Source organism: Telluria sp. ZB4P37, assembly GCF_059685855.1.
This window is the reverse complement of record NZ_JCASID010000001.1, coordinates 56,787-78,655: the sequence shown is the minus strand read 5'-3', so window position 1 is coordinate 78,655 and position 21,869 is coordinate 56,787. Positions and strand designations below refer to the sequence as shown.

At 65.5% G+C, this 21,869-nt stretch carries 20 protein-coding genes; 3 read left to right on the top strand and 17 right to left on the bottom strand.

The window, feature by feature from the left end; all coding sequences use genetic code 11:
* The 3 genes from pilW to ndk form a co-directional block, all read right to left on the bottom strand.
* Entirely contained in the window at positions 1-789 is a 789-nt protein-coding gene (pilW, locus tag AC56K1_RS00405; RefSeq protein ID WP_497155892.1) for a type IV pilus biogenesis/stability protein PilW, read from the bottom strand.
* Positions 789-1,958: a dual-specificity RNA methyltransferase RlmN gene (rlmN, locus tag AC56K1_RS00400; protein ID WP_497155891.1), complete on the bottom strand. Its 1,170-nt coding sequence runs from the start codon at positions 1,956-1,958 to the stop codon at positions 789-791. Before rlmN ends, pilW begins: the two co-directional genes overlap by 1 nt.
* Positions 1,959-2,044: 86 nt before the next feature.
* Complete coding sequence (ndk, locus tag AC56K1_RS00395; protein WP_497155890.1) at positions 2,045-2,458, bottom strand: nucleoside-diphosphate kinase; 414 nt, start codon at positions 2,456-2,458, stop codon at positions 2,045-2,047.
* 230 nt (positions 2,459-2,688) lie between these two features.
* Here ndk and AC56K1_RS00390 point away from each other — a divergent pair, with 230 nt between their 5' ends.
* A complete protein-coding gene (locus tag AC56K1_RS00390; protein WP_497155889.1) occupies positions 2,689-3,384 on the top strand; it encodes a Bax inhibitor-1/YccA family protein in 696 nt (231 codons plus the stop codon).
* 86 nt (positions 3,385-3,470) lie between these two features.
* On the opposite strand, the gene rlmD is transcribed toward AC56K1_RS00390, so the two are convergent.
* The 7 genes from rlmD to AC56K1_RS00355 all read right to left on the bottom strand — a co-directional run bounded on the left by rlmD (position 3,471) and on the right by AC56K1_RS00355 (position 11,846).
* Complete coding sequence (gene rlmD / locus AC56K1_RS00385) at positions 3,471-4,871, bottom strand: 23S rRNA (uracil(1939)-C(5))-methyltransferase RlmD (protein WP_497155888.1); 1,401 nt, start codon at positions 4,869-4,871, stop codon at positions 3,471-3,473.
* Between the two features lie 375 nt (positions 4,872-5,246).
* A complete protein-coding gene (gene rpoS, locus AC56K1_RS00380; protein WP_497155887.1) occupies positions 5,247-6,320 on the bottom strand; it encodes an RNA polymerase sigma factor RpoS in 1,074 nt (357 codons plus the stop codon).
* A gap of 6 nt (positions 6,321-6,326) precedes the next feature.
* A complete protein-coding gene (locus tag AC56K1_RS00375) occupies positions 6,327-7,259 on the bottom strand; it encodes a peptidoglycan DD-metalloendopeptidase family protein (protein WP_497155886.1) in 933 nt (310 codons plus the stop codon).
* Positions 7,260-7,409: 150 nt separating this feature from the next.
* Positions 7,410-8,306 (bottom strand): protein-L-isoaspartate(D-aspartate) O-methyltransferase, encoded by an 897-nt coding sequence (locus AC56K1_RS00370; protein ID WP_497155885.1) that lies wholly within the window; start codon positions 8,304-8,306, stop codon positions 7,410-7,412.
* A complete protein-coding gene (surE, locus tag AC56K1_RS00365) occupies positions 8,303-9,034 on the bottom strand; it encodes a 5'/3'-nucleotidase SurE (protein ID WP_497155884.1) in 732 nt (243 codons plus the stop codon). Before surE ends, AC56K1_RS00370 begins: the two co-directional genes overlap by 4 nt.
* A 212-nt stretch (positions 9,035-9,246) precedes the next feature.
* Positions 9,247-11,229, bottom strand: coding sequence for a tetratricopeptide repeat protein (locus AC56K1_RS00360; protein ID WP_497155883.1), 1,983 nt, complete (start codon positions 11,227-11,229; stop codon positions 9,247-9,249).
* Between the two features lie 8 nt (positions 11,230-11,237).
* Positions 11,238-11,846 carry a toll/interleukin-1 receptor domain-containing protein gene (locus AC56K1_RS00355; RefSeq protein WP_497155882.1) on the bottom strand — a complete coding sequence of 203 codons (609 nt, stop codon included), beginning with the start codon at positions 11,844-11,846 and terminating at the stop codon, positions 11,238-11,240.
* A gap of 164 nt (positions 11,847-12,010) precedes the next feature.
* Here AC56K1_RS00355 and AC56K1_RS00350 point away from each other — a divergent pair, with 164 nt between their 5' ends.
* A complete protein-coding gene (locus tag AC56K1_RS00350) occupies positions 12,011-12,985 on the top strand; it encodes an NADPH:quinone oxidoreductase family protein (RefSeq protein ID WP_497155881.1) in 975 nt (324 codons plus the stop codon).
* Positions 12,986-13,118: 133 nt separating this feature from the next.
* On the opposite strand, the gene yoaA is transcribed toward AC56K1_RS00350, so the two are convergent.
* Together yoaA and AC56K1_RS00340 are read right to left on the bottom strand one after the other, a co-directional pair.
* On the bottom strand, positions 13,119-15,200 hold the full coding sequence (yoaA, locus tag AC56K1_RS00345; protein ID WP_497155880.1) for a DNA repair helicase YoaA: 2,082 nt from the start codon (positions 15,198-15,200) through the stop codon (positions 13,119-13,121).
* Positions 15,201-15,240: 40 nt separating this feature from the next.
* Complete coding sequence (locus tag AC56K1_RS00340; protein WP_171081506.1) at positions 15,241-15,441, bottom strand: YdcH family protein; 201 nt, start codon at positions 15,439-15,441, stop codon at positions 15,241-15,243.
* A gap of 193 nt (positions 15,442-15,634) precedes the next feature.
* Here AC56K1_RS00340 and AC56K1_RS00335 point away from each other — a divergent pair, with 193 nt between their 5' ends.
* Positions 15,635-16,426: a PP2C family protein-serine/threonine phosphatase gene (locus AC56K1_RS00335; RefSeq protein ID WP_497155879.1), complete on the top strand. Its 792-nt coding sequence runs from the start codon at positions 15,635-15,637 to the stop codon at positions 16,424-16,426.
* Between the two features lie 234 nt (positions 16,427-16,660).
* On the opposite strand, the gene AC56K1_RS00330 is transcribed toward AC56K1_RS00335, so the two are convergent.
* From AC56K1_RS00330 to odhB, 5 genes are all read right to left on the bottom strand, one after another.
* Positions 16,661-17,344, bottom strand: coding sequence for a hypothetical protein (locus tag AC56K1_RS00330; RefSeq protein ID WP_497155878.1), 684 nt, complete (start codon positions 17,342-17,344; stop codon positions 16,661-16,663).
* A gap of 20 nt (positions 17,345-17,364) precedes the next feature.
* Positions 17,365-18,462: a cell division protein ZapE gene (gene zapE, locus AC56K1_RS00325; protein WP_497155877.1), complete on the bottom strand. Its 1,098-nt coding sequence runs from the start codon at positions 18,460-18,462 to the stop codon at positions 17,365-17,367.
* A gap of 81 nt (positions 18,463-18,543) precedes the next feature.
* A complete protein-coding gene (gene lpdA / locus AC56K1_RS00320) occupies positions 18,544-19,974 on the bottom strand; it encodes a dihydrolipoyl dehydrogenase (protein ID WP_497155876.1) in 1,431 nt (476 codons plus the stop codon).
* 213 nt (positions 19,975-20,187) lie between these two features.
* On the bottom strand, positions 20,188-20,529 hold the full coding sequence (locus AC56K1_RS00315; protein ID WP_497155875.1) for a PspC domain-containing protein: 342 nt from the start codon (positions 20,527-20,529) through the stop codon (positions 20,188-20,190).
* A 63-nt stretch (positions 20,530-20,592) separates the two neighbouring features.
* Positions 20,593-21,852: a 2-oxoglutarate dehydrogenase complex dihydrolipoyllysine-residue succinyltransferase gene (gene odhB, locus AC56K1_RS00310; protein ID WP_497155874.1), complete on the bottom strand. Its 1,260-nt coding sequence runs from the start codon at positions 21,850-21,852 to the stop codon at positions 20,593-20,595.
* Positions 21,853-21,869: the final 17 nt, after the last annotated feature.

The window sequence follows — 21,869 nt, the reverse complement described above, 5'->3', positions numbered from 1 at the left end:
TCACTCATCAAACGCGCCGCGCTCGAAGGCCAGGTACTCGGGCGAACCCGGGAAGCGCCGCCGCAACTGCGCGGCCAGGCTGGCCTCGCGGCTGCGGTCACCCAGCTTGCGCTGTACGCGCATCGCAAGCCAGAGCGCGTCGGCCGACAGCGTGTCGAGCTTCGAGCTCCCGACCAGGCGGTTAATGAAAAAACCGGCGCGGGTGTAATCGCGCCGCTCGTAGTAAATCCGCGCCAGGCCCACATTCGTGGCCGGCAGGTCGGGGTTGTAGCGCAAGGCCTCGAGCAGGTAGCGCTCGGCGGCTTCGCCATTCTTGTTGCGGATGCTGCACATGCCGGCATTGACCAGCGCGCTCACCGGCGTCTGGTAGGTGCGGTTGCGCAGCGCGGCGTCGAAATACGGCATGGCCTGCGCCGGCTTGCCCATTGACTGGCACAGGAAGGAGCCGTAGTTGTTGGACAGCTCGGGGTTGCCCGGCTCGAGCCGCAGCGCCTGCTGGTAATTCTCGTCGGCCAGCGGCATCTGGCCCATGGCGGTGTAGATCAGGGCGCGCAGGCCATAGGCTTCGGCATTGCCGGGCTCGGCCGCAATCGCCTGCTTGACTTCGTCGAGCGCGATTTCGTACTTGCCGTCCTGGTAGTAGCCGACGGCCAGCTGCACCCGGATCGAGGCGCGCTTCTCCGCCGCGGTCTGGTCGGACGCGGTTTTCAGCTCTCCGCTGCCCGGGCTGGCGCAGGCCGCGAGGAGGCAGGAGGCGAAGACGATGGCGACGCGGCCGGCGCGCAACATCAGGACGCGATCTCCACGATGCGCCCGAAGTCGGCGCCGAACTTCTTCTGGTACTCGGCCATTTTTTCCATGCGCTCGGCCACGCGGGTACGGTCCTGCACTTCGCCGGCCAGCTGGCCGCAGGCGGCGTCGATGTCGTCGCCGCGCGTCTTGCGCACGGTGGTGACGATGCCGGCATCCATCAGGATCTGTGCGAAGGCCTTGATGCGCGGGTTCTTCGAGCGGAACAGGCCCGATTCCGGGAAGGGGTTGAACGGAATCAGGTTGAACTTGCAGTTCAGGCCCACCACCGGGTCGGTGACCAGGGCGATCAGTTCGCGCGCATGCTCGTCGCTGTCGTTGTAGTTGTCGAGCATGCAGTATTCGAAGGTGATGAAGTCGCGCGGCGCGAATTCGAGGTAGCGCTTGCACGCGGCCATCAGTTCGCGCAGCGGGTATTTCTTGTTCAGCGGCACTAAAACATCGCGCAGGGCGTCGTTCGACGCGTGCAGCGATACGGCCAGCGCCACCGGCACGTCCTGCGCCAGCTTGTCGATGTTCGGCACCACGCCCGACGTCGACAGGGTCACGCGGCGGCGCGACAGGCCGTAGGCGTTGTCATCCAACATCATCTTGAGCGCGGTGGCGGTCGGCTCGTAATTGAGCAGCGGCTCGCCCATGCCCATCATCACCACGTTGGTGATCTGGCGCTCGCCTTTGGGGCCGGGCTCGATGCCCTTGGTCTTGCGCAGTTCGAATTCGGCCATCCACAGCTGGCCGATGATCTCGGCCACCGTCAGGTTGCGGTTGAAGCCCTGCTTGCCCGTCGAGCAGAAGCGGCAGTTGACTGCGCAGCCGGCCTGCGTGGAGATGCACAGCGTGCCGCGGTTTTCTTCCGGGATGAACACGGTTTCCACGGCGTTGCCATTGCCGACGTCGATCACCCACTTGCGGGTGCCGTCCGTCGAGGTATGGTCGCTGATGGCCTTCGGCGCTTCGACGGTGGCGCGGGTCTTGAGCTTTTCGCGCAGCGACTTGGCGAGATCGGTCATGTCGTCGAAGTTCGAGGCTCCGAACTGGTGGATCCAGCGCTGCAGCTGCTTGGCACGGAACGGCTTCTCACCCAGCTCGCCGCAATAAGCCACGAGTTGCGCGGGATCGAAGTCCAGCAGGTTGGTGAGAGTCGTCATGATTGTCCTGTATTACTAAAAAGTGATGCAAACCCCGCTCGCCAGGCCCGGGGCATCGGGCGAGCGGTTCTTGAAGCTGATGCCGATTACTTCAGTTCTGGGAAGAAGTAAGTGATTTCGACTTGTGCGGCTTCGACAGCGTCCGAACCGTGCACGGCGTTGGCATCGATCGAATCGGCGAAATCGGCGCGGATGGTGCCTTTTTCTGCTTTCTTCGGATCGGTCGCGCCCATCAGGTCACGGTGCTTCAGGACGGCGTTCTCGCCTTCCAGGGCCTGGATCATGACTGGGCCCGAGACCATGAAGTCGACCAGGTCCTTGAAGAAGCCGCGCTCTTTGTGGGCAGCGTAGAAGCCTTCAGCCTGCTCGCGCGACAGCTGGGTCATGCGGGCTGCAACGATCTTCAGGCCGGCTTGTTCGAAGCGGGTGTAGATTTGGCCGATGACGTTTTTTGCAACTGCATCAGGTTTGATGATCGACAGGGTGCGTTCGATTGCCATGTAAAACTCCAATAAAAGAAAGGTTAAAATTGAGAAATTCTTGAGAACGCCGCGAACAAAATTGGGGCTCAATCAACCTTTAATTTTACCATACATCCCTCATATAGCCGATATTGCGCCATTGGCAGGCAAAGTGGTAGAGTCATGGGGTAAAACCGTCCTGTTTTCATTGCCGCTTAAGTTTCGCATTGTATGTTTGCAGTGACGCTCATCCACTCACCGGAGGCACTATGTTCCCTAACTCACAACCTCGCAGCACGATCGACCTGACCAAGGCTGGCCGCGGAGTCACGCGCAACAATGTCCTGCGCAATACCTACTGGCTGCTCGCGCTGTCGATGATCCCGACCGTCCTCGGCGCCTTCATCGGCGTGTCGATGCAGCTGCCGATGCTGAGCGGCGGCTTCGGCCTGATCATCTTCCTGGCCGTCGCGTTCGGCTTCATGTTCGCGATCGAAAAGACCAAGCACTCGGCGCTGGGCGTGGCTTTCCTGCTCGGCTTCACCTTCTTCATGGGACTGATGCTGACCCCGCTGCTGCGCCATACGCTCGGCTATTCGAACGGCGGCACCCTGATCATGACGGCTTTCGGGGGCACCGCCTGCGTGTTCGCGGTGATGGCCAGCATCGCCACCACCTCCAAGCGCGATTTCTCGGGCATGGGCAGCTGGCTGATGGCCGGCGTGGTCGTGCTGCTGCTGGCAGTCGTTGCCAACGTCTTCCTGCAGATGTCGGCCTTGTCGATCGTAATCTCGGTGCTGGCGATCGGCATCTTCTCGGCCTTCATCCTGTTCGACGTGCAGCGCATCATCAACGGCGGCGAGACCAATTACATCTCGGCCACGCTGGCGATCTACCTGGACGTGTACAACATCTTCACCAGCCTGCTGCATCTGCTGGGCATTTCCGGCGGCGACCGCGATTAAGCGGTTTCAACTGGAACGAGAAAGCCGACCTGCGGGGTCGGCTTTTTTTTTGACCGCGCAAGCAATCTGCTTCGGTTTTGTCCTTGTTAAATCGAATCGCCGGCGTCGACCGCGGCATCCACCGGAACCACCGGCGCGACCGGCTTCGCCCCCAGCTCGAACACCGCAATCGATTCCACGTGCGACGTATGCGGGAACATATTGCACACCCCCGCCTTCTGCAGCACATACCCGGCGCCGTGCACCAGGATGCCGGCGTCGCGCGCCAGGGTCGAGGGGCTGCAGGAGACGTAGACGATTCGCTGCGGCATCAGGTCCTCGCGGGTCTTGCGCAGCTCGGCCAGGGCTTCGGCCAGGGCCATGGCGCCGTCGCGCGGCGGATCGACCAGCATGCGGTCGAAACGGCCGAGGGCGACCAGGTCGTCCTTGGTCACCTCGAACAGGTTGCGGGTCGAGAACGAGGTCTTGTCCGCCAGCCCGTTGGCCCGCGCGTTTTCCAGCGCACGCGTGGTGAGCGCCGTGCTGCCCTCGATGCCCACGACTTCGCGCGACCGGGTCGCCAGCGGCAGGGTGAAGTTGCCCAGGCCGCAGAACAGGTCGGCCACGCGGTCAGTTGGCTGCACGTCCAGCAGGCGCAGCGCTTTCGAGACCAGCACGCGGTTGATCTGGTGGTTCACCTGGGTGAAATCGGTCGGCTTGAAGGGCATGCGGATGCCGAATTCCGGCAGCGTGTAGTACAGCTCCTTGGCCGCCGGGTAGAACGGATAGGCGGTGTCCGGGCCTTTCGGCTGCAGCCACCACTCGATCTCCCACTTGTCGGCAAAGGCCTTGACCAGCACTTCGTCGGCGGCAGTCAGCGGCGCCATGATGCGCATCACCAGCACCGTGCTCTCTTCGCCGATGGCCACTTCGATCTGCGGCACGTCCCGGAACAGCGACATGGCGCCGACCAGTTCGCGCAGCGGCACCAGCAGGCGGGCGACGTGGTCCGGCAGGATCTCGCAGGTGACGATGTCGGCCACCAGCGCCGAATTGCGCTCGTGGAAGCCGACCAGCACCCCGCCCTTCTTCGGCACGTGGCGCAGCGACAGGCGCGCGCGGTAACGGTAGTCCCAGGTCGGGCCGTACATCGGGCGCATGATCATCTCGGACTTCACTTTGCCGATGTGCCAGAGGTTGTCTTCCAGGACGCGCTGCTTCATCGCGACCTGCGCCGACGGCTCCAGGTGCTGCATCGAGCAGCCGCCGCAGACGCCGAAGTGGATGCACTTGGGCTCGACGCGCATCGACGAGGCGCGCTGCAGGGTGAGCATGCGGCCCGATTCCCAGTTCTTCTTCTTCTTCAAGGTCTCATAGCTGACGCGCTCGCCCGGCAGCGCGCCTTCGACAAACACCACCTTGCCCGGCGAGCCGTCTTCGTTCTCGAGGTGGCCGACGCCGCGTGCGTCCGCATCCAGGGATTTGATGTCGATAAAAATTTCTTGCATGGCGAGAGAAAAAGAATGGGCGGCAGGCCGGCCAGCGGGCAGGTGCCTGCGTGGGGGGACGTTAGAATCAAAGGACGTTAGAAACAAAAAATGGGCTGAAGCGGCCCGGCGGGCATGATAGCAAGGAAACGGGGTAGGCGCTATGGGGGGAGTTTGTGTGGGCTGCGATAAGTGCGCGATGAGGCTTCGGCTGGTTGAAATTGGGCTCCCGCCTGCGCGGGAAGTCGTAGGCGCCAGTGGCGCGTACGACGGTCTTTAGGCAAACTCAAGCGACTCGCCGACCGCTGATCACTCGACCAATAAACCAATGTCGTCCCCGCGAAGGCGGGACCAATGCCACTGGCATTGCCCCCCCAATTTTGCAAACCGACACCGCTACAACAGCGAATCCCTCACCACCCCGCGCGCCGCCATCGCCCGCTTGAGCTTGACCAGCGCCTCCTGCTGGATCTGCCGCACCCGCTCCCGCGTCACGCCCATTTCCTCGGCCAGGGTCTCGAGCGTGGCCGGGTCGTCGTTGTCGAGCCCGAAGCGGCGCATCACGACCAGGCGCTGCTTGTCCGGCAGCCGCGCCAGCCAGTCGCGCACCAGCACCGTCATCTCGTGGTGCTCGGCCAGCACGTCGGGCATGGCTTCGTTGTCGTCGGGCAGCATGTCCATCAGGCTGGACTGGGGATCGTTGTCGAGCGGGGCGTCGAGCGAGGCGGCGTGTTCGGACAGGGCCAGGATGTCCTGCACCTCTTCCACCGGGCGGCCGACCAGGCTGGCGATGTCCTCGACGGCGGCCTCCTTGCCGTCGTGTTTTTGCGCTTCCAGGTGGTATTTGGCGCGCAGGATCTGGTTCAGCTCGCGCACCATGTGCACCGGGAGGCGCACGGTGCGGGCCTGGTTCATGATGGCGCGCTCGATGCTCTGGCGGATCCACCAGGTGGCGTAGGTCGAGAAACGAAAACCGCGCTCGGGCTCGAACTTGTCGATCGCGCGCATCAGGCCGATGTTGCCTTCTTCGATCAGGTCGAGCAGCACGACGCCGCGGTTGATGTAGTGCTTGGCGATCGAGACGACCAGGCGCAGGTTATGCTCGATCATCTTCTGGCGCGCCGCGAAGTCGCCGGCCTTGGCCAGGGTGGCGACCCGGCACTCCTCGGCTGCCGAGAGCAGCGCCCGGGTGCCGATCTGGTTCAGGTAGTGCTGGGTAGTGTCGGTGGCCAGCTCGGCCTGCAAGACCTTGCGCAGCTCGTCGATGCCGTCGGGCTCGGGCGAATGCGGAAGGTCGACTGCGTCTGCCGCTTCGTTATCCTGCCGGCCGTTCCTACTGTCCGCGACATCGTCCGCGACATCGTCCGCGACATCGTCCGCGCCTTCGGCCGCAAGCGCCCCCTCGCCTTCGGGCGTGTCCGGAAACTCGTCCGTCTCCTGCTGGTCGTGCGAGTGCGGCGGCTGCGTCATACCATCCTATCGGCCGGGCAGGAACCTCGACGGGTCGACTGGTTTGCCCTGTTGGCGGATCTCGAAATGCAACTTCACGGAGTCGGCATCCGAATCGCCCATTTCCGCGATCAGCTGGCCTTTGGCCACGTTGTCGCCTTCCTTGACGACGATCTTGCGGTTGTGTGCGTATGCCGACAACAGGCTGTTGCTGTGCTTCACGATAACGAGATTACCATATCCGCGGATACCACTGCCAGCGTACATTACCTTCCCGGCGCCGGCGGCCACCACCTGCTGGCCGGCCTTTCCTGCGATGTCGATGCCCTTGTTGCGGCCTTCGTCGAAAGTGGCGACGATGCGGCCGTCGGATGGCCACATCCAGCTCAGCTTTTCATCGTCGTTCGCGGTCACGGTGCTGCCGGCGGCAATGGCCGCTGCGGGCGCCTGTGCCGGCGGGGTCACGACCGGGGCCGGGGCTGGCTCGGCGCGGGTGCCAGGCTCCTTCTGGGCGCTGGCGACGTTCGCATCGTTGTACGGCTGCTTGTCGGCGCGCGGCGCGGTCTTGCGCGGCGGCGTGGCCGGCGGCGGCGTCGGCACCGGCTGGGTCTGCACGTTGGCGCTGCGCTCGCCGCGTTCCGGCGGCGCGACGCGCAGGACCTGGCCGACCTTGATATCGTCCGGGTCGCGCAGATTGTTCCAGGCGACCAGGTCGCGGTAGTTCTGGCCATTGTCCAGCGCGATGCGCAGCAGCGTGTCGCCGCGGCGCACGGTGTGCATCCCTTTTTCGTCTTTCGGCTCTTCGGCGCGCGAAGGCAGAGGGCGCGCCTGGGTCGGCGGCGAGGTGCGCTCGACCACCGGGGCGTGGCGGGTCAGGGAAGTACAACCGGCCAGCAGGCCGAAGGTCAGGGTAAGCAGGGCTAAGCGGGTTGCCTGGGTCGTTGGAGATACTTGGTTCATCGTCTTTCTGGCTCTGATTTATGTTCTGTGGCGCCGCGTCAAACGGATGGGCCGTATTGGCGGACCCGGCCGTGCGAGGGCTGCGCAAGGCCAGCCGAGGCTGGCATGGCAGCTCCGGCCGGCCTTGCGGCGGCGTCAAACCGGACCGTTCTAGACGGTACCCGGGCGCAGCGGCACGAAATGGCACGATTCCAGCGTTTCGCTGGCCCATTCGCTTTTGCCGATGCGGGTAATGCGTTGCAGGTGCTGGACCTGGGCGCCGACCGGCGCGACGAGGTGCGCGCCAATGGCCAGCTGTTCGAGCAGGGCTTGCGGTACTTCGAGACCCGCAGCTGCGAGGATGATGCCGTCGAACGGCGCAACCTGCGGCAAGCCTAGCATACCATCGCCGTATTGCAAACGAAGGTTCGAAATCCGCAAGGGGCGCAGGTTGGTTTTGGCGAGCTCGTGCAAGGGCTTGATACGCTCGATCGAGTACACCTCGCGCGCGACAAACGACAGCACCGCGGCCTGGTAGCCGCAGCCGGTGCCGATCTCGAGCACCTTGCCCAGCTGCCCGCCCGCACGCATGACTTCGATCATGCGGGCGACGATATAAGGCTGCGAAATCGTCTGCTGGTGCCCGATCGGCAGCGAGGCGTCGACATAGGCCTGGGCCGACATGGCCGGCTCGATGAACAGGTGGCGCGGCACCGCTTCCATGGCGGCCAGCACGTGGCCATCCCTGACGCCCTGGCGCGCGACCCGTCCGACCATGGCGCGGCGCACCGCTTCCGAGGCCATCAGATCGGAGCGCTGCACGCTCGGCGCGCTCGGTGTGTGCGAGGCGGCATAACCGGGCGGACGCGGCGACGGCGACGGCGCCTGCGGTTGCAGCGCGGCGCCGCCGGTGAAGGCGGTGCGGGCGGCATTGCGGGTGGCGGTCTGCGGCGTGGCCACCGGCGCCGGCGCGCGCGGCGTGCCCGGGTTGCGGCGGTCGGCCCCCGTGACCGAAGACAGCGGCAGCGGGAAGGTACTGCGCCGCTCCCTGGTGCGGTCTTCGCTCATACGATCCCCCGCAGCAGTTCGAGCTGGGTCTTGTGGGTCAGGTCCACCTGCAGCGGCGTGATCGAGACGCAGCCTTGCGCGGTTGCGTGGAAATCGGTGCCCTCGCCCGCGTCGCGGCAGGCGCCCGGGGCGCCGATCCAGAAGATCTCGCGGCCGCGCGGGTCCTGCGAGCGGATCACCGGCTCGGCCTGGTGGCGGCGCCCGAGGCGCGCGGGCGTCAAGGGACCGATCTGTTCATACGGCAGGTTCGGGATGTTCACGTTGAACAGGAAAGGCAGGTCGAGCTTGTCGAAGCGGCGCTCGACGATCTCGCGCGCCACGCGCGCAGCCGCATCGATATGGGCCCAGCCCGGGTTCACCTGCGAAAACGCGATCGCCGGGATGCCGTACAAATAGGCCTCGGTGGCGGCGGCGACGGTGCCGGAATACAGCGTGTCGTCGCCCATGTTCTGGCCATTGTTGATGCCGGAGACGACCAGGTCGGGCGGCGCCTCCATCATCGTCAGGGCGATGTGGACGCAATCGGTAGGCGTACCGTTGACGAAATGAAAACCATTGGCAGCGCGCTGGACCGACAGGGGACGGTCGAGCGACAGCGAATTGGATGCACCCGAGCGGTTGCTGTCGGGGGCGAACACCGCGATCTCCGCAATCGCGGACAAAGCCTCGGCCAGCGCATTGAGACCGGGCGCCAGGTAGCCGTCATCGTTACTGATAAGGATTCGCATGCAGGGATTTTACCTGAAGCAACGGCCTTGTCGTTCGTATCCAAGGCTATTTTGTTGCCCAGCGGCGATTTTTAACGCCGTCCGGGAGCCGCTCCCGGGGCCGTCGTCTACCAGCGTGGACGAACAGGCAACCCCGCCGTAGCCGATGTGCCACACCCGGCGGCGGCGCGCGCCGACGCAGGCAGCCGGCCCACGCGCGCTGCCGCGGCCGCTCAGCGCCTGCCAAAGCCGCCTGCGCCGCCTGCCTCTTCCAGGCGCTGGCGCAGCTCTGCCACCCGCCCGCGCAGCCGGCTCGCCTCTTCCTCTTCGCCCTGCTGGCCGAGGGTGGAAGCCAGCCGCAGCTGGATGCTGAGGGTGTCGGGATGACTGGCACCGAGGTGGCGCTCGCGGGTCCAGGCCAGCGATTCCTGGATGCGGCGCACGGCCGCCAGGTCGCCCTGGGCGGACAGGATGTCGGCCAGTGCCTCGCGCGCCTGCAGCGTCGGGTTGGCGTCGGCGCCGTCGTGGCGTTCGCGCGCCCGCAGCACGGCTTCCAGCAGCCGGCGCGCATTGCCAAGGTCGCCCATTTCGCCGAGCAGCTGGGCCAGGTGCTGGCTGCAGCGCAGGGTGTCGTCGTGCTCGCTGCCCTGCAGGCGGCGGCGGCCATCGAGCACCCGTTCGCACAGGATGCGCGCGCGGTCGAATTCGTGCTGGCCGGTGAGGGTCACGGCAAGGTCTTCCAGGCTGTCGAGGGTGGCGACATGCGCGTCGCCCCACAGCCGTTCGCAGGTGGCCACCACCTGCTCGTGCAGCGCCAGCGCGCGCTCGCCCTCCCCGAGTTGGCCCAGCACGCAGGCCAGGCGCGCGCGCGCCCCCAGGGTATCGGGATGTTCGGCGCCGGCGCTGCGGGCGCAGCCCTGGGCCAGCAATTCGTAATCGCGGCGCGCCTCGTGCAGTCGGCCGGCTGCATGGTGCAGCCCCGCCAGCGCGCGCAGGCCGGCGCGCGACTGCGGGTGATCCTCGCCCAGCCCGGCGCGGCGCAGCTGCAGGCTCTCGCCGAGTAGTTCGTCGGCTTCGCCGGTGCGCCCTTCGTCGCGGCACAGCGCGCCCAGGCGCGCCAGGCAGGCTGCCAGCGGCACCGGCAGCGAGGCCTCGGCCGCATCAAGACGGCAGCGCGCCACCGCCATGCGCAGCCGCACTTCGGCCAGCGACTGCCAGGGGAAGTGGCCATGCGCGAACCAGGACAGCAGGCAGGCGGCCGGGCGCGCCAGCGCGCGGTATTCGGCGCCGGCCGGGGCGATGGCCACCGCGTCGGCCAGCGGCAGCTGCAATTCGTCGAACCAGCTGTCCAGGCGCAGGCGCGTCATGCCGTAGGCGCCGCGCAGCAGCGATTCGAGGCGCGGCTGGTAGCCAGCCAGGCCGGCGCCAGGGTCGCCGCGCCGCCAGCGCTGGCCAGGGTCGCTGCGCGCGCCGTCGGCGCTGCAGGCCACCGGGTAGACCATCAGCGGGCGCTGCTCGTCTTCGTGGGTGCAGCGGTAATCGATGGCGCGCTTCACCGCCCCCTCGAAGCCATCGAGGCTGCCGGGGGCCGGCGTGAACAGGCCCACGATGCGGTCGGGCAGCAGCGTGGTGCAGACGCTGACGCAGGACGAGCGGCCGGCGCCGCTGGCAATGAGCACGTGGCCGAAATGGCGCCGCATGCGCGCGGCGAAGCGGCGGAACAGGGCCGGGCAGGCATCGAACAGCCCATCCCAGTCGAGGCGCCCGGCGCGGTCGGCATACCCCTCGTCGAAGCGCCCGGCGCGCATGAGATACAGCGGGCGGCGGCCGTCGGCGCGCTGCAGGCAGGCGCGCCAGTCGACGGCATCGAGCACCGCCTCGGCCAGCGCTTCGCCGCAGTCGCCATTGACAAAACGCTGGCGCCGCAGTCCGTCGCGCAGGGCGCTGAAATATTCCAGCAGGCCGGGCGCAGGTTCCGCACCCTCCTCTTCGCCGGCGCCGTCTAGATCTTGCGCCATCCAGGCGTGCAACGACGGCGAATCGAGGTCCCAGTCGATCACCAGCACCGGCGCATGGGCAGAATCGCCGGCCAGCTGCAGCGCCGCCGCGGTCACCAGGGCGTTACGGGCGGGGCCGCCCTCGTAGGCATAAAAGGTGGTGACTGCGCCGGGACTTTCCAGCGCTGGAAGCAATGTCCTGTTTTCGTTGTTATCCATGCGGCTCCTCATTTTTTCGGGAAGGTCAGGTCGGGCAGCGCGCGCCACTCGGGTGGGACATCCGGGAGCACGAATTGGTTGCAGTCATGGTTGGCTGGCGTATGCTTTTTTTGGCATTGGTAATGCGTCGCGATGCGCTTGACCATCTTGTCGATGTCCGGCAGGAAGTCGGGGTTGGACTTGATGTCGGCGGTCGCCATCGTGAAATGAGAAAAGTCCGCGTAGAAGCTGCTCTCGGTAATTTGCGACGGCAGCGAATCGGGATGGCGCGTCATGATCACCGGGATGATGAGGTGGCTGGGCAAGGTGTACCAGCTGGCGCGCTCGGCCTCGAGCTGGCGCATGGCGGCGTATTCGCGCCGGGTATAGGCATGGGCCTCGTACTTCGGCGTGTAGATCAGGATCATGCAGACGCTCTCGCACATCGCGCGGGCGATCTTGCGGTCGAGGTCGTCGCCGCCGCCCAGCTGCTCGGTGTCGATGAACAGTTCGTCTTCGTTGTCGAAGTAAGGTTCGAGATAGCAGCGCAGCGCGTCGGCCAGGGCAGTCTTGAACCGTTTCATCAGGTCATGCCTGCCGTGTGCGTAGCTGAAGAAACACCCGTAACGGATAGCCATTTCCTGCTCCCGATTCCAATTTGCCAGAGGCGTACCGCTCGACTCTAGCGCTGCCGACCCCGGCTGCTTTGCGTGCGCACAAGCCTGCCGGGGGCCTCGTCCGTATTGGGGAAGCGGGTCTTCAGGCATAATTCCGCCGATTAATTAAAGCTGGAGGAGAGCAAATGAAAGCCGTGCGATGCAAGGATTGGGGACCGATCGACAGCCTGGTGATCGAGGACTTGCCGGACCTCGTGCCTGGCGCGGGAGAGGTGGTGGTCGACGTGAAGGCGGCCGGCGTGAATTTCCCGGACGTGCTGACCGTGCAGGGCAAGTACCAGGTGCGCCCCGGGCTGCCCTTCACGCCGGGCAATGAATTTGCCGGCACAGTGCGCGCCGTCGGCCCTGGGGTGACGGCCTTTGCACCGGGCCAGCAGGTGATCGGGTTCACGCGCACCGGGGCGTTTGCCGAGCAGGCCATTGCGCCGCTGGAGGCGCTGATGCCGATGCCGCCGGGGATGGACTTCGACACCGCCGCGGCGATTACCCTCACCTACGGCACCTCGCACCATGCGGTGGTGGACCGCGGCGCCCTGCAGGCCGGCGAAACCATGCTGGTGCTGGGCGCCGCCGGCGGCGTGGGATTGGCGGCGATCGAGATCGGCAAGGCGCTGGGCGCGCGCGTGATCGCCGCGGCGTCCAGCGATGAAAAACTGGTGATCTGCCGCGCGCATGGGGCGGATGCCGTCATCAATTACGAGAAGGAAGACCTGCGCGAGGCGCTCAAGGCGGCGACAAACGGGCGCGGGCCGGACGTGATCTACGATCCGGTGGGCGGGCGGTACAGCGAGCCGGCACTGCGCTCGATTGCCTGGCGCGGGCGGCACCTGGTGGTGGGCTTTGCGGCGGGCGAGATTCCGAAGCTGCCGTGGAACCTGATGCTGCTGAAGGGCGCCTCGGTGGTGGGCGTGTTCTGGGGGGATTTCGTGCGGCGCGAGCCGGCGGCGAACCTGGCGGCGATGCGGCAGATGCTGGGGTGGATGGCGGAGGGGAAGCTGAAGCCGCTGGTGTCGGCTCGATATCCGTTGGCGGAGACGGCGCGGGCCTTGAACGATATGGCGGCGCGCAAGGTGATGGGGAAAGTCGTCATCAATCCCTGACAGATGAGGCGCCACCATACCGTAGGGTGTGGGCAGATTCTGCCCACGCGTTCAGCGCACGCATGAAAGCCACGGAGCGGGCCAAGCCCACGAGATTTGAACGCGTGGGCAAGGAACCTGCCCACCCTGCGAGTTACGACTGTTCGGCGTTGCCTGCGGGCTTGAAAAACTCAATCACTTCCGACTGCACGCGCGTGCGCTTGAACGGCGGCAGGCTTTGCCAGATCCGCCGTCCATACGGCTTGGTAATCAGGCGCGGATCGCAAATCATCAGCACACCCCGGTCATCCACGTCGCGAATCAAGCGCCCTGCCCCCTGCTTGAGCGTGATGATCGCCTCCGGCAACTGGTGGTGCATGAAGCCGTTCATGCCCTGCTTTTCCATCACCTCGATGCGCGCGGCCAGTACCGGGTCGTCGGGCGGGGCGAACGGCAGCTTGTCGATGATGACGAGCGACAGCGCTTCGCCGCGCACGTCCACGCCTTCCCAGAAACTCTGGCTGCCCACCAGCACGGCATTGCCGGCGGTGCGGAAGGAATCGAGCAGTTCGGTGCGTCCGCGCTCGCCCTGCACGAACAGCGGGAAGTCCAGCCCGCGCTCGGCAAATTCCGTGCGCAGGCGCTCGGCCACCTTGTTCACTGCGCGAATCGTCGTGCACAGGAAGAAGGTGCGCCCGCCCGCGGCCTCGATGATCGGCAGCGCGATGTCGACCACGGCGTCGGTGTAATGCATCGAGTTCGGTTCCGGCAGGCCGGTCGGCACGTACAGGATGCCCTGCTCGCCATAGTTGAAGGGGCTCGGCCAGGTCATGGCCGGTTCGCCGGTCAGGCCCATCTGCTCGGAGAAATGCTTGAAGTCGTTCTTCACCGCCAGCGTGGCCGAGGTGAAGATCCAGGTTCGCGGCGTGCCTTCGCGCTGGCTCGAGAAGATCGGCGCGATCGACAGCGGCGTCTTGTGCAGCTGCAGCGAGGACGAGAAAGCCTCGACCCACAGCACCGCCTCGTCGCCTTCGACGAGCTTGCCCGCCGGCGCTTTGCCCCGGCCGGGATCGGCCTTCCAGGCTTCGTAGGACGCGGCCAGTTCCAGCGCGCGCACGCGGCAGGCCTCGATGGTTTCGGCGCGCGCGGCGTGTTCTTCCAGCACCGTGATCATGCCGGACAGTTCCTCTTTCAGCTTGGCCAGCGCCGGGAAGAAGGCGGAGGTTGGCATGACCTGCGGCAGCGACAGGCGCGTCGATCCTTCCGGGAAGGTCAGGCGCAGATCGCGCGCAGCCTTTTCGACCACCGTGACGACCTTGCCCCAGTCGGGCCCGCGCGCATGCGCCAGGCCTTCGGCCAGTACGTCGCGGCACAGTTCCAGCACCTGCGAAGTCGAGACCGAGGTGCCGAAGAACAGCGTGGCGGTGTCGGGCAGCTGGTGCGCCTCGTCGAAGATGATGGTATTGGCAGACGGCAGCAGCTCGGCCACGCCGGTGTCCTTCAGGGCCACGTCGGCGAAGAACAAATGATGATTGACCACCACCACATCCGCTTGTTGCGCTTCCCTGCGCGCCTTCATCACGAAGCAGTCCTGGTAGTACTGGCATTCGGCGCCCATGCAGGTGTCGCGGGTCGAGGTGACCAGGTTCCACACGGTCGCGGTTTCCGGCACCTTGGCCAGCTCGGCCTTGTCGCCCGAATTGGTCATCTTGATGAAGCGCGAGATCTCGCGCAGGTGGCCGACGTCGTCGCGCGACGTCAGGCGGCCGTTACTCAGCGTGCGTTCCAGATGGAAATGGCAGACATAGTTCGAGCGGCCCTTGAGCAGCGCCACCGAGACCGGCGCGCGCAAGGCGGCGCGGATGGTCGGGATGTCGCGCAAAAACAACTGGTCCTGCAGGTTCTTGGTGCCGGTCGAGATGATGGTCTTGCCGCCCCACAGCAGCGCGGGAACCAGGTAGGCAAAGGTCTTGCCGGTGCCGGTGCCGGCCTCGGCCATCAGGACTTTCTGGTCGGCCATGGCCTGCGCGACGGCCTTGGCCATTTCCGTCTGGGCCTGGCGCGGCTTGAAGGTGCCGACGGCGGGCGCGAGCGGGCCGCCCGCACCGAATAAACGGTCGAGCTCGTCGTCGTACTTGCCGGGTGGGCGGGCGCTGGCGGGAAGGACGTCACCCTGCGGCGGCGCCGTGTCCGCCGGCCCGGCGGCTGGAACAGATGCGGGGAGATGATCGGTCAAAATGCGTGTTTCTTCGTAGCCTGTATGTCGGCGAATGGGTTCAGGCTGGAATGTCGGGAACCAGCTGCATCTTCAGCAGCGTAATATGATCCTTGAGCTGCAGCTTACGCTTTTTCAAACGGCGCAGCTGAAGCTGGTCGCCATGGCCGTCCGCGGTCAGCATCGAAATGACGGCATCGAGGTCGCGGTGTTCCACGTCGAGTTCGATGATGCGGCGCTGGAGGTCCTGGACGTCGGTCATGATTGCTGTTCCAAACAGTTCTGTTCAAAAGCGTTTGCGGGAAAAGACGGTGCGCATGGGCGCATAGCCGGGCACGGGAGCATGCCGGCGTGTGTTCGGCTTGCAACACCACGGCTTCTCGGTGCATAGTTTAATCTACGCTGAGGTTGCCGCCAACAAAGATCGGCGCGGGCGCTACGGAATCAACACGTTTATGACACCATACAAGATCGAAGCGGGAACCGCGCAACACATCGGCAACCGTCCGCAGCAGAACGACCGCATCGCCCTGCTCACCGGCGCCCGTGCGCCGGGCTACATGCTGGCGGTGCTGTCGGACGGCATTGCCAGCGCCGCGGCCTCGGAGCAGGTGCTGCACACCGCGCGCCAGGTCTTCGACGAATTCAAGCCGGGCGACCACGCTTCCATCGAACGCATTGCCCAGCTGCTGCGCGACATCGTCAGCGAAACCCACCTCATCATCAAGATGAACGCCCTCACCTCCCAGGTCGAGGCGCACGCCAGCTTCGTCGGGCTCATATTGACGCCGCACGGCGAAGCGGTGTGGGGGCATGTGGGCGACTCGCGCCTGTACCACTTCCAGGACGGCAAACCGGTATCGCGCACCAGCGACGCCGACTACGTGCAGCACCTGGTGGCCAGCGACCGCCTGCCGGAAGACGCGGCCAGAAACCACCGCAAGTCGAAACTGCTGTTCAACATCCTCGGCAACAGCCGCAAGGAGCCTTTCGTGGCCATCGGCAACTGCACCGGGCTGGACACGGGTGACAGCTTCCTGCTGTGCTCGGACGGCCTGTGGCATTTCTTTACCGACGTCGAACTGGCCGCGGCCATCGACCGGGCTTCGCCACGGCAGGCGTCGGAGATGCTGATCGACAAAGCGGCGGAACGGTCCCAGGGCAAGGGCGGGAACTGCACGATGGGGATCGTGAAACTGGTGAAGACGGCGCAGGCACTGGCGGGGAAGGTAGCGCAGAGTGTGTAATCAAGAGCGAAACCAGTAGGGGCGCCGAGACCACCTTCTTTTACCCGACAGCTTTGAGACCGTCATCCCGGCGCAGGCCGGGATTGAATTTGTATGCGTACCGATGCATTCAGGCGCAGGCGACACGCTGCGAACTTGGACGGAACAATGCCAGTAGCATTGTTCCGGCCTTCGCGGGGATGACGGATCATAATATACGGGTTATCGGCAAGGGCTAGGTACCGGCCGCCTGCTTTACTTCCCAACCGGCGCAGCCGCCTTCGCCTTCGCTTCTTCATTCGCCCGTTTCGCCGCAGCCTTTGCCTCGCGCTCGGCCTTGCGCACCGCGACGTCGCGCTGGCGCTGCTCGGACTTGCGCTTGCGCTCTTCGAACGCGGCGGCACTGGCTGCCGCCCTGGCCGCTTCTTGCGGCGCGCGGGCCGCCGCTTCCTGGGCCTTGGCATTGCGGCGGGCGATGCGCGACGCTGCCGGCGACGGCCTCGGTGGGGGCACGGCGGTGGTTTCGCGCGGCGGCGCCGGCGGCTGGGCAGCCAGCGCGGCTTCTTCGGCCTTGAACTCGGCGTCCGCGGCGGCGATCTCGCGGTCGCGCTCTTCCACCTTCAGGCGGCGCTTGAAGCGCTCGGCCTCGATCTCGATATTGCGCTGGGCGACCAGGGCCGCGCGGCGGCGTTCCTTGGCCTCGTCCAGGCAGTTATTCACGAAGAATTTTTTATAGCAGACCGCTTCGCGCTCGGCAAAGCGCGCTTCGATCGAGACGCGTTCAAGGGCGACGGCGGCCAGGCGCGCATCGGCCTGCGCGCTTGATGTGCTCGGCTCGACCGCGGTCACCGAGGGGCCCGGCTCTGTCGTCGCACAGGCGCCGAGAACTAGGGCCGCAGCGAAGGTGACCACACTGCGCAATGCTGGATGACTCGTCATGGATGTCCTTTTTCGTTCGATCAGGCGATGGCGTCCGCCGCGCCGCGCCGCTCGGCGAGCATGTACTCGCGCGACTGCATTTCAATGATACGCGAGACGGTGCGGTGGAATTCGTTCGCCAGCATACCCTGGGTGTACAGCTCCTCGGGCTCCACCGCCGCCGACATGATCAGCTTGACCTTGTGGTCGTAGAACACGTCGATCAGCCAGGTGAAGCGGCGCGCCTCGGACGACTGGCCGGCCGACATCGCCGGGATGCCCGACAACACGACGGTGTGGAAGCGGGTCGCCAGTTCGAGGTAATCGTTTTGCGAGCGCGGGCCGCCGCAAAGGGTCGCGAAGTCGAACCAGATCACGCCGCCGGCGCGGCGCAGCGCGCGGATCTCGCGGTTTTCGATGTGGACGATCGGGTGCTCGTCGGCGGTGTCGGCCACCTTGGCATAGGCTTCGCGAAGCAGCCGGTCCGATGCGGCGTTGATCGGCGTGTAATAGGCTTCGACCTGCTCGAGCGCGCGCTTGCGGTAGTCGTTGCCGGCATCGACGTTCAGCACGTCCAGCTTCTCCTTGAGCAGCGCGATGGTCGGCAGCATGCGGTCGCGGTGCAGGCCGTCCGGGTACAGCGTGGACGGCTCGTAGTTCGAGGTCATCACGAAGCTCACGCCGTTCGCGAACAGGGCGGACAGCAGGTTATACAGGATCATCGCGTCGGCAATGTCGGAGACGTGGAATTCGTCGAAGCAGATCAGGCGGTATTTCCTGGCGATGCGCTTGGCGACTTCGTCGAGCGGATCGGCCACGCCTTTCAATTCATCCAGTTGGCCGTGCACGGCGCGCATGAATTCGTGGAAGTGCAGGCGCGTCTTGCGCACCACCGGCACCACCGAATAGAAGGAGTCCATCAGGAAGGACTTGCCGCGCCCTACCCCGCCCCACATGTAGACGCCTTTCGGCACGTCCGGACGGTTGATGAGGCGCTTGAAAGCGGACGACCGCTGGGCCTTGTACTCGACCCAGTCGTCGTACGCCTGCTGCAGGCGGTCTACTGCGGCCTGCTGGGCCGGGTCGGACGTGAAGCCGCGCTCGGTGAGAGCGTGCTGGTAATACTCTTGGACGTTCATGTTTGGATGCCGTTAACGTAGGGCGGGCGGGGCATGTCAGGCCAGTGGCCTGACATGCCCCGCCCGCCCTAAGGGAAATACTTAGAAATTCAGCGAACGCTTGTCCACCGCCAGCGCGGCTTCCTTCACCGCTTCCGACAGCGACGGGTGCGCGTGGCAGATGCGGGCGATGTCTTCCGACGAGGCCTTGAATTCCATCGCGACGACGGCTTCCGAAATCAGTTCGGAGGCGACCGGTCCGACGATGTGCACGCCCAGGATTTCATCGGTGACGGCATCGGCCAGGAATTTCACCATGCCCGAGGTGTCGCCCAGCGCGCGTGCACGGCCGTTGGCCATGAACGGGAAGGTACCGGCCTTGTAGGACACGCCTTCGGCTTTCAGCTGCTGCTCGGTCTTGCCGACCCACGCGATTTCGGGCGAGGTGTAGATCACCCAAGGAATCGTGTTGAAGTTGACGTGGCCGTGCTGGCCGGCGATACGCTCGGCCACCGCAACGCCTTCTTCTTCGGCCTTGTGCGCCAGCATCGGGCCGCGCACGACGTCGCCGACCGCCCACACGCCCGGCAGGCTGGTGCGGCATTCGTCATCGACCACCACGAAGCCACGCTCGTCGAGCTGCAGGCCGACCGCTTCGCCATTCAGGCCGATGGTGTTCGGCACGCGGCCGATCGAGATGATCAGGCGGTCGAAGGTAGCCTTCTGCGCCGCGCCGGTGCTGTCCGCGTATTCGACGGTGACGTCGTTGGCGCCCTTGGTGATCGCGCCGATCTTGCAGCCCAGGCTGATCTTCAGGCCCTGCTTGGTGAACAGCTTGTGCGCTTCCTTGGCGATCTGCTCGTCGACAGCGCCCAGGAAGGTCGGCAGGCCTTCCAGCACGGTGACGTCCGCGCCGACGCGGCGCCACACCGAGCCCATTTCCAGGCCGATGACGCCGGCGCCGATCACGCCCAGCTTCGATGGCACGGCCTCGATTGCCAGTGCACCGGCGTTCGACAGGATCAGCTTCTCGTCGAATTCAGCGCCAGGCAGCTGGCGTGCGTTCGAGCCGGTCGCGATGACGACGTTTTTCGCGCTCAGGGTGTCGGTGGTCGGGCCGGTCACGTTGATGGTGTAGCCACCTTCCGCCTTCCCGGCGAAAGCGCCGCGGCCGTGGAAGAAGGTCACCTTGTTCTTCTTGAACAGGAACAGGATGCCGTCATTGTTCTGCTTGACGATGGTGTCCTTGCGCTTGAGCATGGTGCCCAGGTCGAGCTCCAGGCCCGACACCTTGATGCCGTGGTCGGCGAAGGCGTGGCCGGCATGCTCGAAGTGTTCGGACGACTGCAGCAGCGCTTTCGAAGGGATGCAGCCGACGTTGGTGCAGGTGCCGCCCGGGGCCGGCTTGCCTGCGGCATTGCTCCACTCGTCGACGCAGGCGACCTTGAAGCCCAGCTGCGCTGCACGGATGGCGGCGATGTAACCGCCAGGACCGCCGCCGATCACGACGACGTCAAATTGTTTGTCACTCATGTTGTTAATTCCTTGTTTGGGTCGATCCGGTGTATGCGAACGCGCGTCCGCCAGTGCGCACCATATGCACCGTCATCCCCGCGAAGGCGGGGATCCAGGTTTGTTGCGTCTCGCCTGCGCTTGAAGCAGGCAGCCGTTCGAAAAAATTGGGCTCCCGCCTCCGCGGGAACGACGAGCTGTTGGTGCAAATACCGATGCAGCAGATCGAACGGTTTATTCTTCGGGAACAAAAATCCACAGCAGCAGGTAAATCGCGAGTCCGAACCCGAAGGTCAGGGTGAACAGCGCGAACACCAGGCGCCAGACCCAGGAATCGACTCCCGAGACCAGCGCCAGCCCGCCGCATACGCCGCCCAGCCAGCGGTCGGTGCGTGAACGGCGCAGGGTGCTCAGCTCACCGGTGACGGTGCCGTCGCCCTTGCTCAGGTTCACACCCGGGTCGGCCAGGTTGGCGGAAGACAGCACCCGCGCCTTGGCTTGTTCGAATTCGGCGTCGCTCAGCGCGCCGGCCTGGTGCAGCTCGTGCAGCCGCTTGATTTCGTCCGACAGGTTCATGCCTTACTCCTTCCAAACGTGCCTGCACGGCGCTGCCTGCCGGCGCGCCCCGCGGGTTGTGAATTACAGGTCGAGCAGCAGGCGGGCCGGATCTTCCAGCGCGTCCTTCATGGCGACCAGGGCCAGCACGGCTTCGCGGCCGTCGATGATGCGGTGGTCGTACGACATCGCCAGGTAGTTCATCGGGCGGATCACGATCTGGCCGTTCTCGACGACGGCGCGGTCCTTGGTCGCGTGAACGCCCAGGATGGCCGACTGCGGCGGGTTGATGATCGGGGTCGACAGCATCGAGCCGAAGGTGCCGCCGTTCGAGATCGAGAAGGTGCCGCCGGTCAGGTCTTCCAGGGTCAGCTTGCCTTCCTTGGCTTTCTGGCCGAATTCACCGATCTTCTTTTCGATCTCGGCGATCGACATCTGGTCGGCGTTGCGCAGGATCGGCACCACCAGGCCGCGCGGCGAACCGACAGCGATACCGATGTCGAAATAGCCGTGGTAGACGATGTCGTTACCGTCGACCGACGCGTTCACGATCGGGTATTTCTTCAGTGCGGCGACGGCTGCCTTGACGAAGAAGGACATGAAGCCCAGCTTGACGCCGTGTTCTTTCTCGAACTTGTCCTTGTACTTCGCGCGCAGTTCCATGACCGGGGCCATGTTGACTTCGTTGAAGGTGGTCAGGATGGCGTTGGTCGACTGCGACTGCAGCAGGCGCTCGGCGATACGGGCGCGCAGGCGGCTCATCGGCACGCGCTCTTCCGGACGGTCGCCCAGGTTGGCGACTGGCGCGGCAACCTGCTGCAGCGCTGGCTTGGCGGGCGCTGGCGCGGAGCCACTTGGCTTGTTGGCGACTGCGACCAGGGCGTCGCCCTTGGTCACGCGGCCGTCGCGGCCCGAGCCGTCGATGCCGGCGGCCGTCATGCTGTTGTCGGCCAGGATCTTGGCGGCGGCAGGCATCGCCACGCCGGACATCGAGCCGGCCGGCGATCCGGCGCTGGCTGCTGCAGCAGGAGCGGCGGCGATCGGCGCGTTCGGGGCTGCCGACGGGATGGCCTTCACTTCCAGCGGGCTGGTCTGCGTCGGGGCTTCGGTGTCGATGATGGCGATGACTTCGCCGGCGACGACGGTGGCGCCGTCGGCCTTGAGCAGTTGCACGATCACGCCCGCGCCTGGCGCCGGCAGTTCAAGGACCACCTTGTCGGTTTCGATGTCGATCATGTTTTCGTCGCGCTCGACCGGCTCGCCGACTTTCTTGTGCCAGGACAGCAGGGTCGCTTCTGCAACCGATTCCGACAGAACGGGGACCTTGACTTCGATTTGTGCCATTTTTTGTAAACTCCGTT